The sequence below is a fragment of the Candidatus Brevundimonas colombiensis genome (genome assembly GCA_029202665.1).
Taxonomy (GTDB): domain Bacteria; phylum Pseudomonadota; class Alphaproteobacteria; order Caulobacterales; family Caulobacteraceae; genus Brevundimonas; species Brevundimonas colombiensis.
The window spans coordinates 430,525-446,619 of sequence record CP119326.1; the positions used below are offsets into that span (position 1 = coordinate 430,525).

The 16,095-nt window shown below is 68.9% G+C and carries 17 protein-coding genes; 6 read left to right on the top strand and 11 right to left on the bottom strand.

The window, feature by feature from the left end; translation table 11 throughout:
- Nucleotides 1-102: 102 nt before the first annotated feature.
- The 3 genes from P0Y50_01955 (at nucleotide 103) to P0Y50_01965 (ending at nucleotide 1,751) form a co-directional block, all read left to right on the top strand.
- Entirely contained in the window at nucleotides 103-378 is a 276-nt protein-coding gene (locus tag P0Y50_01955) for a flagellar biosynthetic protein FliO (GenBank protein ID WEK40392.1), read from the top strand.
- Nucleotides 379-551: 173 nt separating this feature from the next.
- Complete coding sequence (gene fliP, locus P0Y50_01960) at nucleotides 552-1,358, top strand: flagellar type III secretion system pore protein FliP (protein ID WEK40393.1); 807 nt, start codon at nucleotides 552-554, stop codon at nucleotides 1,356-1,358.
- A gap of 114 nt (nucleotides 1,359-1,472) precedes the next feature.
- The gene (locus P0Y50_01965) at nucleotides 1,473-1,751 is read left to right on the top strand and encodes an HU family DNA-binding protein (protein ID WEK40394.1); all 279 of its coding nucleotides are present in this window, start codon (nucleotides 1,473-1,475) and stop codon (nucleotides 1,749-1,751) included.
- Nucleotides 1,752-1,829: 78 nt separating this feature from the next.
- Here P0Y50_01965 and P0Y50_01970 read toward each other — a convergent pair whose 3' ends face one another.
- Nucleotides 1,830-4,676 carry a hypothetical protein gene (locus P0Y50_01970; protein WEK40395.1) on the bottom strand — a complete coding sequence of 949 codons (2,847 nt, stop codon included), beginning with the start codon at nucleotides 4,674-4,676 and terminating at the stop codon, nucleotides 1,830-1,832.
- Nucleotides 4,677-4,798: 122 nt separating this feature from the next.
- Here P0Y50_01970 and P0Y50_01975 point away from each other — a divergent pair, with 122 nt between their 5' ends.
- On the top strand, nucleotides 4,799-5,188 hold the full coding sequence (locus P0Y50_01975) for a DUF983 domain-containing protein (protein WEK40396.1): 390 nt from the start codon (nucleotides 4,799-4,801) through the stop codon (nucleotides 5,186-5,188).
- A 94-nt stretch (nucleotides 5,189-5,282) separates the two neighbouring features.
- On the opposite strand, the gene P0Y50_01980 is transcribed toward P0Y50_01975, so the two are convergent.
- From P0Y50_01980 to folP, 5 genes are all read right to left on the bottom strand, one after another.
- Nucleotides 5,283-5,861, bottom strand: a complete 579-nt coding sequence (locus P0Y50_01980; GenBank protein WEK40397.1) for a nucleotidyltransferase family protein — start codon at nucleotides 5,859-5,861, stop codon at nucleotides 5,283-5,285.
- Nucleotides 5,862-6,077: 216 nt separating this feature from the next.
- Complete coding sequence (thiD, locus tag P0Y50_01985; GenBank protein ID WEK41509.1) at nucleotides 6,078-6,863, bottom strand: bifunctional hydroxymethylpyrimidine kinase/phosphomethylpyrimidine kinase; 786 nt, start codon at nucleotides 6,861-6,863, stop codon at nucleotides 6,078-6,080.
- Nucleotides 6,864-6,913: 50 nt separating this feature from the next.
- Nucleotides 6,914-7,258: an SMR family transporter gene (locus P0Y50_01990; protein WEK40398.1), complete on the bottom strand. Its 345-nt coding sequence runs from the start codon at nucleotides 7,256-7,258 to the stop codon at nucleotides 6,914-6,916.
- A gap of 42 nt (nucleotides 7,259-7,300) precedes the next feature.
- Nucleotides 7,301-7,657 carry a DMT family protein gene (locus tag P0Y50_01995; protein WEK40399.1) on the bottom strand — a complete coding sequence of 119 codons (357 nt, stop codon included), beginning with the start codon at nucleotides 7,655-7,657 and terminating at the stop codon, nucleotides 7,301-7,303.
- Nucleotides 7,658-7,692: 35 nt separating this feature from the next.
- Complete coding sequence (gene folP / locus P0Y50_02000; protein ID WEK40400.1) at nucleotides 7,693-8,508, bottom strand: dihydropteroate synthase; 816 nt, start codon at nucleotides 8,506-8,508, stop codon at nucleotides 7,693-7,695.
- Here folP and P0Y50_02005 point away from each other — a divergent pair.
- Complete coding sequence (locus P0Y50_02005) at nucleotides 8,495-8,818, top strand: hypothetical protein (protein ID WEK40401.1); 324 nt, start codon at nucleotides 8,495-8,497, stop codon at nucleotides 8,816-8,818. The two genes, folP and P0Y50_02005, sit on opposite strands and share 14 nt — an antisense overlap.
- A gap of 261 nt (nucleotides 8,819-9,079) precedes the next feature.
- Nucleotides 9,080-9,493: a GreA/GreB family elongation factor gene (locus P0Y50_02010; protein ID WEK40402.1), complete on the top strand. Its 414-nt coding sequence runs from the start codon at nucleotides 9,080-9,082 to the stop codon at nucleotides 9,491-9,493.
- A 111-nt stretch (nucleotides 9,494-9,604) separates the two neighbouring features.
- Here P0Y50_02010 and ftsH read toward each other — a convergent pair whose 3' ends face one another.
- The 5 genes from ftsH to tolB all read right to left on the bottom strand — a co-directional run bounded on the left by ftsH (nucleotide 9,605) and on the right by tolB (nucleotide 15,991).
- Nucleotides 9,605-11,563 carry an ATP-dependent zinc metalloprotease FtsH gene (ftsH, locus tag P0Y50_02015; protein WEK40403.1) on the bottom strand — a complete coding sequence of 653 codons (1,959 nt, stop codon included), beginning with the start codon at nucleotides 11,561-11,563 and terminating at the stop codon, nucleotides 9,605-9,607.
- A complete protein-coding gene (gene tilS, locus P0Y50_02020; GenBank protein ID WEK40404.1) occupies nucleotides 11,560-12,921 on the bottom strand; it encodes a tRNA lysidine(34) synthetase TilS in 1,362 nt (453 codons plus the stop codon). Before tilS ends, ftsH begins: the two co-directional genes overlap by 4 nt.
- Nucleotides 12,909-13,781: a tol-pal system protein gene (locus P0Y50_02025; protein ID WEK40405.1), complete on the bottom strand. Its 873-nt coding sequence runs from the start codon at nucleotides 13,779-13,781 to the stop codon at nucleotides 12,909-12,911. The genes tilS and P0Y50_02025 overlap by 13 nt, the downstream gene beginning before the upstream one ends.
- A 134-nt stretch (nucleotides 13,782-13,915) precedes the next feature.
- Entirely contained in the window at nucleotides 13,916-14,482 is a 567-nt protein-coding gene (pal, locus tag P0Y50_02030; GenBank protein ID WEK40406.1) for a peptidoglycan-associated lipoprotein Pal, read from the bottom strand.
- 129 nt (nucleotides 14,483-14,611) lie between these two features.
- Entirely contained in the window at nucleotides 14,612-15,991 is a 1,380-nt protein-coding gene (gene tolB / locus P0Y50_02035; GenBank protein WEK40407.1) for a Tol-Pal system beta propeller repeat protein TolB, read from the bottom strand.
- Nucleotides 15,992-16,095: the final 104 nt, after the last annotated feature.

Consider the following 16,095-nt stretch of genomic DNA (forward strand, 5'->3'; position numbering starts at 1 on the left):
AAATGCCGCCCCCATGGTTAATAGGGGGTTATCTCAACGCCTCGTTAACCGTGGTGGTTAAGACTTGGGCCACAGCGCCGACTGCGCGGGGCCTTGCAGCGTATGAATTTCCTCGATCTCGCCCGGGCCGTCTTCGGCCTGGCCTTCACCCTCGGCCTGATCGGGATCGCAGCCTGGGCCGCCCGCCGCTATGCGCCGCAACTGCTGGCCAGGCTGGGCGCCGAGCGCGGGGCGCGCCGGATGCAGGTGGTCGAGACCCTGGTCCTGGACCCCGCCCGCCGTCTGGTCCTGGTCCGCATCGACGAAGAAGAGCGGCTGATCCTGCTGGGCGAAGGCCGCGAACTGATCGAGCCGCGTCAACCGGGAGGCGTGCAATGAAGCCGTCGCACGCCCTTCTCCCTCCCCGCGCCGGGGAAGGTGGCCGAACGCAGCGAGGTCGGGTGGGGACGGCAGGGCGATCCCTCGCACGCCTGTTCCGCATCGCACCCCGCACTTGCGCCTCGCCGCGCCCACCCGGTCGCTCCGCGACCACCCTCCCCCGCCGGGGGAGGGTGACGGTGTTCGTCACCCCCACCGGCGCCGAGCTGAAGCGCGCGGCCCTGCTGTCTCTGTTCACCACCCTGATCTGCCTGGCCTGGCCCGTCGCCGCCCTGGCCCAGCAGGCGGCGCAAGGCGGCTCGGCCCTGAACATCGACCTGGGTTCGGGCGCCGGCCTGACCCAGCGGGTGGTCCAGCTGGTCGGGCTGATGACGGTTCTGTCCCTGGCGCCGTCCATCGTCATCATGACCACCAGTTTCGTGCGGATCATCGTGGTTCTGTCGCTGTTGCGGACAGCCCTGGGTCTTCAGCAGTCGCCGCCGAACGCCGTCCTGGTGTCCCTGTCGCTGTTCCTGTCCGCCATCGTCATGGCCCCGACCTGGCAGGACGCCTATGATTCGGGCATCCGTCCGCTGATGGATCAGCAGATCGAACTGCCCCAGGCCTTCGATCAGGCGTCCGAGCCGGTGAAAACCTTCATGCTGGCCCAGGTGGACCGCGGCGACCTGGCCCTGTTCACCCGTCTGTCGAAGATCGAGCCCCCCAAGACCGTCCAGGAACTGCCCCTGCGCGTCGTCACCCCGGCCTTCATGATCAGCGAGCTGAAGAAGGCGTTCGAAATCGGATTTCTCCTTTTCGTTCCGTTCCTTGTGATCGATCTGGTGGTGGCCAGCGTCCTGATGTCCATGGGCATGATGATGCTGCCGCCGGTGGTGGTGTCCCTGCCGTTCAAACTGATCTTCTTCGTGCTGGTGGACGGCTGGCGGTTGGTCGCCGGAAGCCTGGTCGAGAGCTTCCAGAAGGCGTCCGGCGCCGGATAATCCCCCGTCCCATATGGCTTTGCCCGTCATCGGCGCTTGCAAAGCCGGTGGAAATCCGTGTTGATCCCTCAGTCCTCGCCCTGAATCGGGCGATTAACACTGGAAACGCTTCTTATGACCACTCAAGCCGAACTGATCGCCGCCGTCGCCAAGGACGCTGGTGTCTCGCAGGCCGACGCCGGCAAGGTGCTGACCGCGATCGTCGAAAACATCCACTCGACCCTGAAGTCGGGCGGCGACATCCGCATCTCGAACCTGGGCGTCTTCGACACCGCCGCCCGCGCCGAGCGCGAAGGCCGCAACCCGGCCACCGGCGCGACCATCAAGATCGCCGCCTCCAAGGCCGTGCGCTTCCGCGTCTCCAAGCCGCTGAAGGACGCCGTCAACGGCTAAGCCTTTTCGATCCCGCCTGACGGGATCGGCAATGCTGGGCGGGCGGGGATCGCGATGCGGTCTCCGCCCGTTCTCGTTTCAGCCCGCCGCCTTGGCGTCCGCCTCTTTCCTGAACGCCTGTTTGGCGCTGTTGACCCAGCCGACGAAGGTGTCCGCCTGGCTGGACAGATTGGCGAAGTCACCCGTCCCCGCCACGCCCGACAGATTATCGTCCAGCGCCACCCGGATCGCCGCCGCCGACCGCGCGCCCGCCACGAACGGCCCATAGCGCCCGCTCAGCCGTTGCAGCCCGCCCCGATCCCCGGCCAGCGAATAGCCCACGCCCGCGCGGATCAGCCAGCTTTCCTCGGCCGGCGTCAGGGCCGTTCCGGCGGTCTTGTAGCGATCGCCCAGGCGCGCCTCATAGACCGGCGCCGCCTCGGCCCATTTCTGCTGCTTCCAGAAGATGTCGGCCCGGACCTCGCGCGCCGGGTTCGACTGATCCTTGTCCAGCACCTCCAGCGCGTGGTCGAACCGGCCCAGGTCCATCAGGGCGCGGGCCTCCAGCGCGCGCCGCTCGCTGTTCATCGCCGCCGGCAACAGGGTGGTGCGCGATCCCCAGATGGCCTGCAACGCCTTTTCGGGCTGGCGGTCCATCAGATAGACGGTGGCCAGATTGGTGGCGACCTGGGCCTTGGCGACGCCGTCCAGCCGCTCGTCCACCTGGTGCTGCAGCAGTTCGGCGGCCTGATCCAGCAGATCGACGTCGATCAGGCGGCGCGACAGACGGCGCACCATCTCGTCCCCGTCCGCGCCGATCGGCGTCAGTTCGCGGAAGTCGTAGAACAGGGCCAGGGCCTGCACCGGCTGCAACCCGTCGGCGGCCCCTTCCAGGAACAGGGCGCGGAAGGCGTTGGACTGATCGGCCTGGATCTCGGCCGCGCCCGGAATGCCCGACAGCCGCTTGCCCGCCCCGCGCAGGGCATCCAGCGCCTCGCGGTATCGCCCCTGTTTCAGATAGATGTCCGACAGTTTGCGGATCACCGCCAGTTCGGTGCCGTCGCCGCGCCAGCGCCATTTCAGCAGTTCCAGCTGCTGGGCCGCCTGGTCGGGGCTCAGCGCGCCCTTGTCCATCTCCAGGCCGATGGCGCCCAGTTTGGCCGGCGTGGCGATCCCGTCCAGGGGCGCGCGCGCCACCGCCTTATAGACCGCCAGCGCCCGGTCCTTGTCCCCCTGCAGGTCGAACAGCCGCGCCTGCACCAGCCGCGCGGTCAGCTGGTCCGTCGCCGGCGCCTTCTGGCTGAAACTATAGGCCAGCAGCTGCTGGGCGGCGGCCAGATCGCCGGTCTCGATGGCCGCCAGCGCATGGGCGGCGCCGAACCGCGCGCGCCAGGCCGGGGGGAAGTCGTCGATCACCGAGGCCCCGGCGGCGAAGTTGCGCCTGGCCCCCTCCCAGTCCCCCTGCTCCGAGGCGATATAGCCCTGCCACACCCTGGTCGCCGGATCGTCGGCCAGGGCCGCGCCCGCGAAATCGACCTGGGCCTCCTCCAGCCGCCCCACGCCCACGCGGGCGATGCCGCGCAGGCCCCGAACCTCCGGCTCGCCCTGCATGTTCGGGGCCTTGGCGATCAGGGCGTTCAGCACGCCGATGGCCTCGTAGTTCAATCCCGATCCGACCAGGAACCGCGCCAGCGCCATCCGCGCCTCGATGGGCGCGCGCGGATCGTCGCCCGCCGCGATGGTCTCCAGCCCGGCCGCGTCCTGCAGCCGACGATAGCGGTCCGAAAAGCCCGCCTCGCCCGTCGTGGCCCAGGCCTCGTCGATCATGGCCGGATAGGCGGCGCGTCTCGGCGCATCGGCCGCGTGGTCGCCGGTCTCCAGCCCCGCCGACGGCGCCGACAGCGTCAGCCCCCTGGGTCGGCTCAGCGTCACCAGATCGCCCGCCGCCTCGATCTTCAGATCGTCTGCGCCGGTCTCGACCGCCATCCCCTGGGCCGTGGGGATCAGGGTCAGGTCGACCGTGCGCCGCCCGCCGCCATAGCCCTTGCCGGGCGCCAGCGCCGTCACCGCCGCGAACCGGTCGCCCACCAGCGGATCGGTCAGCCAGATCGCCTTGGTCGCCCCGGCCATCCGCGCCACCAGGGTCGCCGAGCCGTCGTCGGACCGATCCACCTCGACGCCGGTGGCGGCGGGCGCGGTCCCGCCCAGGGTCACGGTCCAGGTTCCGCCCTGCCCCTGGGCCGCCACGCCCATTGTCTCGGGCGCGGCGATCCGCATGGCGGTGTAACCCGGCCCCGCCGCCCAGCGCGCGTCCCTGGCCGGGCCCAGCTGTCTGGCGCCGGTCATGTCCATCCGCGCGGGGGTGTCGAACACGATCCACACCGCGTCGCCGCGCCGGAACACCGCCGCGCCCACCGGCGCATCCCACTGGAAGGTCAGGATGGTCTTGTCGGCGCTGGTCTCGGCCTTGACCGGCACCACCGCCTGGGTCGTCTGCGGCTTGGCGGCGTCCGCGCCCTGCGGCGCCTTGCCCGGCGCATAGAGGTTCAGCCAGACCGCCCCGTCCGCCACGCCCGAACGCGCGTCGGCCCCCTCTTGCAGGGTGATGATCAGGTCCGTGCCGCCCGCCCGCGCGACCCGCGTCTCGACCGACTTCACCCCGGCGGGCGGATCGACCTTCAGGCGCGACACATCGGGCGCCGCCGTGGTGCCCAGCCGCACCACCACCTTGTCGCCCTGGCGGCTGACGCGCGTCCGCACCCCGATGACGCCGCCGAATTCAACACGGGTGAACTCGGCGTTCTGGCCGATGCCGATGGACAGCGGATCGCGCGACCGTCCCGCCTCCTGCGCCAGTGGCGACAGCGGAGAAAGCACGACGGCGCCGGCCGCGGCGGCCGCCACGGTCGTCTTCAGAATACGCTTGGTCGGCGCGGCCCCGGACATATCTTCCGACCCATGCCGCAAAAGCCCTTTAATCGCGGTTAACCGCCGTTCACCGTGACGACGACGCCATAGGACAACCCGTCCACGCGACAACGCCGCTTCCAGCGCGCATAATCGGTCCCATGACGGACTATCCGCGCCTCAGCACGATCAAGACCGGCCTGGCCTGCCGCTGCCCCCGCTGCGGCAAGGGCGCCCTGTTCAAGGGCTATCTGACCCTGCGCGAGGCCTGCGAGGACTGCGGGCTCAGCTACAGCTTCGCCGACCCGGCGGACGGCCCGGCCTTCTTCGTCATGACGGCGGTCGGGGTGGTGGGCATGATCCTGCTGATGATCTTCGACTTCACCGTCCATCCGCCGATCTGGGTTCACGGGGTGGTCACCCTGCCCATCCTGATCGGCCTGTGCTTGGGCTGCCTGCGCCCCTTCAAGGCCTGGCTGGTCGCCGAACAATATATCCACAAGGCCGCCCCGCCCGAGTTCTCCTCCAACGGCAAACACGGGCCGTTCTAATCCCAGATGTCGTCCTTCCGGGCCGCGCATCGCGCGGAACCCGGACCCCTTGCGGGTTCGTCCTTCGGACGCCCCGGAATGACGGTGTATCGGGTCAGGCCTCCACCACCGTCAGCTCGGGCCATCGCGCCCGCGCATTCTCGATCACCTTGGTCCAGCTCCTGGCCACCGGCCGGTTCGGATTGGGCCGGATGGTCATGGAGAAGACGTCCTCCAGCCCGAACGGCGCGGCGACGGTGAGTGTATCGTCCGCCTCCAGCCGCACCCCGACCGCGAAGGTCGGCGCCACGAACCGCCCCAGCGCCTCGTCGGTCGATTTCAGCGCCTCATAGGGTTCGCCGAACCGATCCTGAAACCACAGATGCACCCGCGCCTGGTTGCGCACCTCGACCCGGCTGCGGAACGGTTCGTCGAAGGCGGCGGCGACCCGTTTGATGACCCCGTCCTCGGCCTCGTAGGACAGGTCCGACCCGTCGAAATAGGCCAGGTCGTAATCCTTGACCCCATACCCCGCCGGGCGTCCGGTCCGCACGTTCCACACCGCCTGATAGACAGCGCCGGACACCAGCCGCCAATCCGGCAGGTCCAGTTCCCGCACCGTGGTCAGGACATGCATCAGGCCGGGGTCGGCCCGAACGATGTCGGTCAGTTCCTTGTTCAGGGCGTCGGTCATGCCCTTCTCTTAGCGGCCCCGCCGGGCGCGGGGGAGTGGCGGCGAACCAGCATCCACAGCCTCTTTTCCTCGTCATCCTAGGCCTTGCGCCTAGGATCCATACTCCCGGTGCATGGGGTGAAGGACGCAAGGCAAAAACCGTCTCTATACGGACAGGTCTGCGTTTATGGGTCCTAGGCACAAGGCCTAGGATGACGGTGTGGCGGGCAGGTTGCTCTACCCCCGCACCGGCCAACCGTGGTCCAGCGGGCCGTGACCGCCGCCCAGGCCCGGCGCGCGGCGGATCGCCTCGCCGACATAGGCCCAGGCTTCGGCGACCGCGACCTCCAGCGGCCGCCCCAGCGCCAGACCCGCCGCGCAGGCGCTGGCCAGGGTGCAGCCGGTGCCGTGAGTGTGGCGGGTGTCGATCCGCTCGGCCTCCAGCGCCGTCTCGCCGTCCGGGGTCATCAGCAGGTCGATCACCATCGTCCCCGGCACATGGCCGCCCTTCATCAGCACCGCCCGTGCGCCCATGGCCAGCAGGGCCTCGCCCGCCCGTCGCTGGCCGTCCAGGTCCTGGACCGCGATGCCGGTCAGGGCCTCGGCCTCGGGCGCATTGGGCGTCAGCAACGCCGCGCGCGGGATCATCAGCCGCTTCACCGCCTCGACCGCCGCGTCGGGCAACAGCGGATGTCCGCCCTTGGCCACCATGACCGGATCGACCACGGCGGGGGCGTCGGCGCCGTCCAGCAGGGCGGCGACCGTCTCCACCACCTCGACCGAGCCCAGCATTCCGGTCTTGAAGGCGTCGGTCCCGATGTCGTCCAGCACCGCCCGACCCTGCGCCGCGATCAGGTCCAGCGGCAGGGGATGGACGCCGTGAACCCCCAGGGTGTTCTGCACCGTGATGGCCGTGATGGCGGTCGCCGCATAGCCGCCCATCATCGTCACGGCCTTGATATCGGCCTGGATTCCGGCCCCGCCGCCCGAGTCGGACCCGGCCAGGATCAGCACCCGGCCCATTTTTCTGGCGCTATCGCCGCCCGCGCGGCGGGCGTCTGTTTGAGGGCTGCTCATGCAGGGGCTCCCGAAAACAGCTTCAATCCGACGATCCCCGCCACGATCAGCAGGATGCACACCGCCCTGACCGCCGTCGCCGGCTCGCCATGGACCAGCACCCCGACCACCGCCGCCCCGACCGCGCCGATGCCGGTCCACACCGCATAGGCCGTGCCGATCGGCAGCTTCTGCGTCGCCACCCACAACAGGATCATGCTGCCGGCCAGCGCCACGCCCACGCCCAGCGACGCCAGCGGCCGGTTCAGGCCGACGGTCTTCAGGCCCGAGGCCCACAGGACCTCCAGCAGACCGGCGACCACCAGCGTCGCCCACGGATTGATCGACATGACCCAGGACATGCGGCTCAGATGGCGCAGCCCGTCGACCAGGGCAAGCCGCGATCAGGCGCCCAGCGGCCCCTTGAAGATGAAGAAGGCCCCCAGGCCGATGAAGGCGAAGCCGACCAGATGGTTCACCGTCAGCTTCTCGCCCAGATACAGCACCGAGAACCCGGCGAAGACCAGGAGGGTGATCACCTCCTGCATCGTCTTCAACTCGGCGGGCGAATAGACCTTGATGCCGATCCGGTTGGCCGGCACCGCCAGCCAGTATTCGAAGAAGGCGATGCTCCAGCTGGCCATCACCAGCAGCCACAACGGCTTGTGCTCGAACTTCAGGTGCCCGTACCAGGCGAAGGTCATGAAGACGTTGGACAGGGCCAACATGACGATGGGGGCGATGTAGGACATCAGGGGCATGGGCGACGCTGCGGCGGTTGATCCCCGTCCTTAGCTCAACCGCGACCGAACGTCGCGTCCGTTCGACCGGCCCCGCGAACCGCCGCCTGCACCTTCAGCGCCTGCACCGTCTCGCGCACGTCATGGACCCGCACCATCCGCGCCCCGCGCGCCGCCGCCGCCAGCGCCAGCGCCAATGATCCGCCCAGCCGGTCCGTCGCCTCGACCGCCGTCGGGTCGATCGCCTGGATGGTGCGCTTTCGGCTGGCGGCGTACAGCACCGGAAACCCCAGTTCGACCAGCGCCCCCAGCCCCGCCGTCAGCGTCAGATTGTGCGCCAGCGTCTTGCCGAAGCCGACGCCGGGGTCCAGCCATATCCGCTCGCGCGCCACCCCCGCCGCTATCGCCGCACCGGCCCGCGCGGCCAGATAATCCGCCACCTCGGCGACCACATCCTCGTAACAGGGATCAGCCTGCATGGTGCGCGGCTCGCCCCTCATGTGCATCAGAACCACCTCGCAGCCCAGTTCGGCGGCGACGACTGCGCTGTCGAACGCATGGGTCAAGGCGGTGACGTCGTTCCACAGGCCCGCGCCGACGGAGACCGCCGCACGGGCGACAGCGGGCTTCATCGTATCGACGCTGATCAAACCGTCCCACCGCGCGCGGATGGCGGCGATGACGGGCGCGACCCGTTCAATCTCCTCGACCTCGGAAACGGGTTGCGCACCGGGGCGGGTGCTTTCACCCCCGATATCCAGCACGTCAGCCCCCTGATCGACCAGCCGCATCGCCTGATCGACGGCCTGTTCGGTGGAGGCCCAGCGTCCGCCGTCGGAAAAGCTGTCGGGCGTCACATTGACGATGCCCATGACTTTTGGAGGCAACCGCGACATCATCTCATCCATGATTACAAACATTCTCGATCGACGGATTCATATTCATGAATGGCGATCAGTAGACGCCGTAGCCGAGGCGACTTGGCACGACAACGCTCCCCCTGGCACGCAGCATCATGACAACGCCGACGCAACAGCATCCATCAAGCTTGGCGACACCATGTCCTCGCGTTCGGGGATATCAGTCACAGACGCTATCGCGTGGGCGCAACAATACCCCGATGAAGTCACGCTCTATCTTTACGACCTCGGCACCTGGGAACCAGAATCCGAAGATTTCTAACCATCACCCGCAAGATATTCACTGGCGAACACAGCGAGGTTTGACTTTCGCGCGGCATGGGATCAGCCTCTAGCGGTGAACACTCGTTTCGTCAGCCAGGCTCGACGCCTTTCCCACGCGGGACGCCTCGTCGCAGGCTTCTGACCCGGAACGGCCGCGCGCCATCTGCCCGTTCCGGGCGACGATCCGAACCCCTTCCTCCCGCCGCCCGAACGCCGAAGAACGCGCACGGCGGCGCATGCCACTCCAAGAGAATTTCCCATGTCCAAATCCACGCTTCCCGTCCGCCCCGACATCTTCCTCAGCGCCGAGGATCATGAAACCCTGTCGCGCCTGGTCGGCGACATGCCCGGCGAAGGAGTCACCGGCATGTTGCAGGACGAGCTGGAGCGCGCGATCATCTGCGAACCGGGCGACCTGCCCAAGGGCGCCGTGCCGCTTCACCGCTGGCTGCACTATGTCGATGGCCGGTCGACGGAGCCGCGCCGCATCCAGATCGTCCTGCCCAACGAGGCCGACATCGACGCGGGCAAGGTGTCGGTCCTGTCGCACGTGGGCGCGGGACTGATCGGTCTGGTCGAGGGCTACACCATCTCCTGGAGCGATCCGTCGGGCGCCGAGCGCAGCCTGACGCCGGTGATGATCGAGGACGCCGAAATCCTGGCCGACCTCTGACCATCGGGCGGGCCTGAAAAAACCGGCCGGGAGATCGCTCTCCCGGCCGGTTTTCCGTGTCCGTCATCCTAAGGGTCGAGCCAGAGGATGACGGCGACTGAAAGACGACCCTCAGTGAACCGTCGGCACGCTGGTCGCGGCGGGGGCGGCGACCGGAACCTCGATGTCGGTCCCGTCCGAGACCGGCGTCACCGGCACCGAGACCGAAGGCCCGGCGTTGGGGAAGTTGTTCTCGTCGCGGTTCGGCGCGACGCCCTTCTCCAGCAGGTCCTTGATCTCCTCGCCCGACAGGGTTTCATATTCCAACAGGGCCTGCGACAGCTTCTCGTGGTGATCGGCCTTGGTCGTCAGGATGTGGCGCGCCTCGTCCCAGCCCGAGGACACCAGACGACGGACCTCCTCGTCGATGGTGCGGGCCGTCTCTTCCGAGATGTTCTGGCTGCGCGCGACCGAATGGCCCAGGAAGACCTCTTCCTGGTTCTCGCCGTACGCCACCGTGCCCAGCTTCTCTGAAAAGCCCCAGCGCGTGACCATGGCCCGGGCCAGCTTGGTCGCCTGTTCGATGTCCGACGACGCGCCCGAGGTGATGTTCTCCTTGCCGAAGATCAGCTCCTCGGCGACGCGGCCGCCCGCCATGATGGCGATCCGGTCGATCATCTGCTGATACTTCATCGAATAGCGGTCGCCTTCCGGCAGCTGCATCACCATGCCCAGGGCGCGGCCGCGCGGCACGATGGTCGCCTTGTGGACCGGGTCCGCCGCCTTGACGTTCATGGCCACGATGGCGTGACCGGCCTCGTGATAGGCGGTCAGGCGCTTTTCTTCCTCGTTCATGGCCATGGAGCGACGCTCCGAGCCCATCAGCACCTTGTCCTTGGCGTCCTCGAAATCACGGTGCGTGACCATGCGGCGATCCTTGCGCGCCGCCGTCAGGGCCGCCTCATTGACCAGATTGGCCAGGTCGGCGCCCGAGAAGCCGGGCGTGCCGCGCGCGATGGTCTTCACATTCACATCGGCGGCCAGCGGCACGTCCTTCATGTGGACGCGCAGGATGCGCTCGCGGCCCGAGACGTCGGGGTTCGGCACCACCACCTGACGGTCGAAGCGGCCGGGACGCAGCAGGGCGGGGTCCAGCACGTCGGGACGGTTGGTGGCGGCGATCAGGATGATGTTCTCGGACGCCTCGAAGCCGTCCATCTCGACCAGCAGCTGGTTCAGCGTCTGTTCGCGTTCGTCATTGCCGCCGCCCAGTCCGGCGCCGCGATGGCGACCCACGGCGTCGATCTCGTCGATGAAGATGATGCACGGAGCATTCTTTTTCGCCTGTTCGAACATGTCGCGCACGCGGCTGGCGCCGACGCCGACGAACATCTCGACGAAGTCCGAACCCGAGATGGAGAAGAAGGGCACGCCCGCCTCGCCCGCCACCGCGCGCGCCAGCAGCGTCTTGCCGGTGCCGGGAGGCCCGACCAGCAGGGCGCCCTTGGGAATCTTGCCGCCCAGACGCTGGAACTTGCCCGGGTCCTTCAGGAAGTCGACGACCTCCTGCAGTTCGTCCTTGGCCTCGTCCACGCCCGCCACGTCGTCAAAGGTCTTGCGCCCCTTGTGTTCGGTCAGCAGCTTGGCCTTGGACTTGCCGAAGCCCATGGCGCCCTTCGCCCCGCCCTGCATCTGGCGCATGAAGAAGATCCACACCCCGATCAGCAGGGCGATGGGCAGGATGCCCAGCAGCAGGCTCATCCAGATCGACTGACCGCCCGACTTGGCGTCGATCTCGACGCCCGCCTGCAGCATGTTCGCCATCAGCTGTTCGTTCGGATAGACGGTGGTGGAGGTGAAGCGCTGGCCGTTCTTCAGCTCGCCGTTCACCTTGTCGACGCGCACCGTCACCTTCTTGACGTCGCCGGCGCTCACCCGCTGCACCAGTTCGGAATAGCTCATCACTTCGGGCCGTCCGCCCGCCGGCTGACCGGCCATGCCGTTCATCGCGCCGCCTTGGGACAGGGCCGCATAGCCCGCCAGCAGCGCCAGAATGATCACGCCGGTGATCGCCAGATTACGCAGGTTCATTGAGGTCCTCGGTCGTCCGCCGCCCCGTTCGGGCCGCCGGTCTGGATGTGTCTGTCTGGGAAAATAGGAGGTTCCATGGCGTTACGCCATCGCGGGGCGGAAATCAGGTCGTCTTCATGCGTCGTTTCGTCCAGCGCCAGCCTGAGCCGTTCCGCGACAAGCCCGCGCCGTTCGACCCCCGACCCTGCAAGAACCGCACCCTCGCCCCCATCCCCGCCCTTGTCCCGGACCAAAACAGGCCAGGCCGCCCGCGCCTGAGGCGTCAAGGGCGCCAGCGCCGCCCGGTCCGTGTCCGACAGCTGCGACAATCGCCCGCGCCCGGCCGCGACCGACCAGCCCGCCTCGGCGGCCGTGAACGCGAACCGCCCGTCCCACACCGCCTCCACCCCCGGCGTCAGCCTCAGGGGCGCCGCGCCCTTTCGCGCCATCTCGCCCGCCTCGCGCACCAGGGTCGCGGTCTCGCCCGCCGCCGTGATCCGCGCTCCGCACAGGGTGGCGGTGAAATCCTCGTCCGCCCGCAGCCGCCGGACCAGCGTCTCCAGCCGCCCGCCGCGTGGCGGAGTCGCCCCGCCGCCCACGCAGACCAGGGCCGCCGCCAGGGTTCGCGCCGGAATGTCGCGCGACGCCTCGACCGACGCCGCCCCGACCGTCCTCAGCCCCTGCGCGCCCGAGACCCCGCGCGGTCCCGACACCGGCTGCGGCGCCGCGCCCCCGGCGGCCAGGGCCTGCCGCGCCCGGCTGCGGCCATAGCGCGGATCGGCGTTGGCGGGGTCCTCGATCCAGTCCGCCCCCTGCGCCCTCAGCCCGTCGCGCAAGGGTTCGCGCCCCTCGTCCAGCAGCGGCCGCAGCAGCATCAGCCCCCGCCCCTCGGGCCAGACGGGCGACGGCGACCATTCGCGCACCCGCCCCAGCGTCGCGCCCTCGCGCCGCATCAGATCGGCCTCGGCGATGTCGTCGGCCGTATGGGCGAACAGCACGACCCGCGCCCCGGCCGCCCGCGCCGCCCCGGCGATCAGCCGATGCCGCGCCGACCGCGCCGCCGCCGTCAGTCCCGTCCGGGGCTTGTCGCCCTCCCAGCGCAGGCCGCGCCAGTCCGCCCCCGCCGTCATCGCCGCCTGTCGGGCGAAGCCGTTCCAGCGCGCGCTGTCGGGGTTCAGACCGTGATCCACGCTCAGGGCCAGCAGACGTCTGCCGCGCGCCCCGGCCCATTCGGTCGCCAGCCGCAGCAGGGCGATGGAATCCCCTCCGCCCGACAGGGCCAGGGCCACAGGCCGCTCGACGTTTCGGCTCAGCCGCGCGTCCAGTCGCGCGAAGACGCGCTCGGCCAGCCCCCCCGGGTCGGACGTCAGGCGGCGCACGCGCCCGTGGTCCGCAGCTGGGCCGCGCGGGCCTTCTGCGGATCGGACGCCGAGGGCGCATAGCGGCGCGTGAACTCGGCCAGGGCGGCGCAGCCTTGCGGCTTACGCTGGGTCGCGAACAGGGCGTCGGCCAGTTTCAGCGTCGTGTCCGCCGCCCAGCCGATGCGCGGCCAGTCCTTCAGCGCGGCGGCGTAATAGGGCACCGCCCCCGCCTTGTCGTTGGCCGCGACCCGCAGGTCGCCCAGACGCGAGTTCGCCTCACGCGATTGCGGCGTGTCGGGCCAGGCCGCGATCACCGTCTCCAGCGCCCGCTCGCCGCGCGGCTTGTCGGTCGACAACAGGGTCACGGCCGCCGCCAGGTCGCGCGTCGCATCGCCGGTGGGCGAGGTCGCCTCGATCGGCGCGTTCAGCTCGGCCTGGGTCTCCAGCTTCTGGATGCGGGTCTCGGCGTCTCTCAGCCGGGTCTGCAGGGCCTGATTGTCGCGCGTGGCCTCGTCCAGCTGGAAGGTCAGACGCTCATTGTCGCCGTTGATGCGGCGCACCGTGGCCTCCAGGTCGCCGAGGCGCCGATCCATCAGGGCGAACTGCCCCTGCAGCGTCACCACCTCGGGGTCCGGTTCGACCAGCACCGGCTGGCCGGCGGCGTTCCTCTGGGTCAGCGCCCGCTCCAGCCGACGCACGTTGCGGTCCAGCTGGTCCAGGCGGCGGTTGTCCCATTCGGTCCGCTCCATGATGTTGGGCTGGGCCTGCTGAGCCACGGCGGCGCCGCCCATCAGCACGACCCCGACAGCAGCGGCGACGATGGCGTAGGCGGGGGCGTCGGCAGGGGTGTGGGCGCGAGAGATCGAGAGCTTGGTCATCCGTCTAGCTTTCATCGATTTGGGGCCGCCGCAAGGCCGCTGTTGCAGGGTGCGCGCCACAGGAGCCTTTCATGAAAAGAGGCGTCGACCCTGATCGGCCGACGCCTCGCTCATTTCAGCCGTTCAGCCGGCGCCTAGCGCGGCGCGCCCGACACGATGGCGGTGTGGGCGTTGCGGTTGCGGGCGAAGGCGTCCTCGTTGGAGCCTTCCGCGATCGGCCGCTCCTTGCCGAAGCTGATGGTGTCGATCCGGCCGGCCGGGATGCCGCGGTTGATCAGATAGGTGCGCACCGATTCCGCGCGGCGGGCGCCCAGGGCCAGGTTGTATTCGCGCGTGCCGCGTTCGTCGGCGTTACCCTCGATACGGACCGTCACGGACGGATAGCGTTGCAGCCACTGGGCCTGGGCGTCCAGGCGCGGCATGGCCTCGGGGCGGACCTCATAGCTGTCCAGGTCGAAATAGATGCGGTCGCCGACGTTGACGACGAAGTCCTGTTCGGACCCCGGCTGGGCCGACCCCAGGCCGCCGCCCGTCACCGGGCCGGTCGGCGCGGTCGGATAGGCCGGGCCGGTCGGGGCGGTCGAGGTTCCGTCGTTGGGGCCGGGCACGCCGGTCTCGACCGGGGGCTTGCGCGTACAGGCGGCCATCGCCGCCACGGCGCAGCCGACCATCGCCAGTTTCATAATGCGGGAAGTCTTCATGGGGTCGTCTCCTGACGTGTCGTTTCTTGCAAGGGGGCGGGCCTCAAGCTTGACGTTGCTGTCTGCCTTGGCCTCCATCCGGGCGCCAGAGGCGATAACGCACTGTTGAGCTTTAAGGCTGCGTCGTGATCAGGCCGGGCAACTGTCGGCGCCCTGGCCATAGCCCAGATTGGTCGGCGGCCGGTCCAGCAGCGGCGACCAGGCCGGGTCCGTGCCGCGCCCATTGTATCCCGCCTGCGACACCACCCGGCCCGACAGGTCCACGGTCCACAGGCGCGTGTCCCCGCCCGGCGTCTGGCGCGCGAACATCACATAGCGGCCGTTGGGCGCCCAGTTCGGCCCCTCCTCGAAATAGCTGGAGGACAGGATGCGTTCGCCCGATCCATCGGCGTTCATCACCCCGGTCGAAAACCGGCCGCCGCCCTGTTTGGTGAAGGCGATCAGATTGCCGGTCGGGCTCCACGACGGCGCCGTATAGATGCCGCCCCCGCGCGAGATCGGCCGCTGGCCCGATCCGTCCGAACGCATGACGTAAAGCCGCGCCGATCCCGAACGGTCGGAGGTGAAGACGATCTGGCTGCCGTCCGGGCTGAACGAGGGCGATGTATCGATGCCCGGATCATTGGTCAGGCGCGAGATCTGGCGGCTTCTCAGGTCCATCACATAGACGTCGGTATTGCCGCCCCGGATGATCGAAAACGCGATCTTGTTGCCGTCGTTGGAGAAGCGCGGCGCCAGCACCTGGCCGTCGAACTCGCCCAGGCTCTCGCGCCGGCCGGTCGTCAGATTATACAGGTAGATGCGGCTGTAATCCTTGCCCAGCGCCACATAGGTGATCTCGTCCGGCTGCGACAGCGAGAAGCGCGGCGACATGATCACCTCGTCGCCCTGGGTCAGATAGGTGGGGTTGAACCCATCCTGGTCGGCGATGGTCAGGCGGTTGATCCGGTTCAGCGCCGAGCCTTCCTCGGACACGAAGATCACGCGCGAATCGAAGAAGCCCGCCTCGCCCGTCATGCGCTGATAGATGACGTCGGAAATCTTGTGCGCGATCCGGCGCCACTGTTCCTGGGTGGCGGTGAACTGATAGCTGACCAGCTGGCACTGACGGTACGGGTCATACAGGCGGAAGCCCACGTCCAGCCGCCCATCGCCGCGCGTCGTCACCCCGCCGTACAGCACCGCCTGCGCCCCGATCTGGGTCCATTGCGGGAAGTTCGGTGCATTGGCCAGGGTCAGGCCGGTCTCGATGAAGCTGGACGGGTTCAGCGGCTCGAAGAAGCCCGAACGCCGCAGATTGGCGCTGACCACGCTGGAAATGTCCGACCCATGCGTCCCCGCGAACGGAACCACCGCAATCTGCAACGGCCGCAGCACGCCCTGATCGATCTCGACCTCGACCGGCTGGTTCTGTTGCGGCGCGGCGGCTTGCGGGGTCTGGGCCGCCGTCGTCAACGGCGCCGCCATGGCGACCGCCGCCACGGAGGCCAGAAGAAGGTTCAGACGCATCGGGTGCTCCCACAAGTCTCAAAGGATCGCCGCCCCTTATCGCCGGGCCGTTCGACTTTCGCCAGCTTCACGGCGAATGGGGCGACTTTCGGGACGAGGGCGAT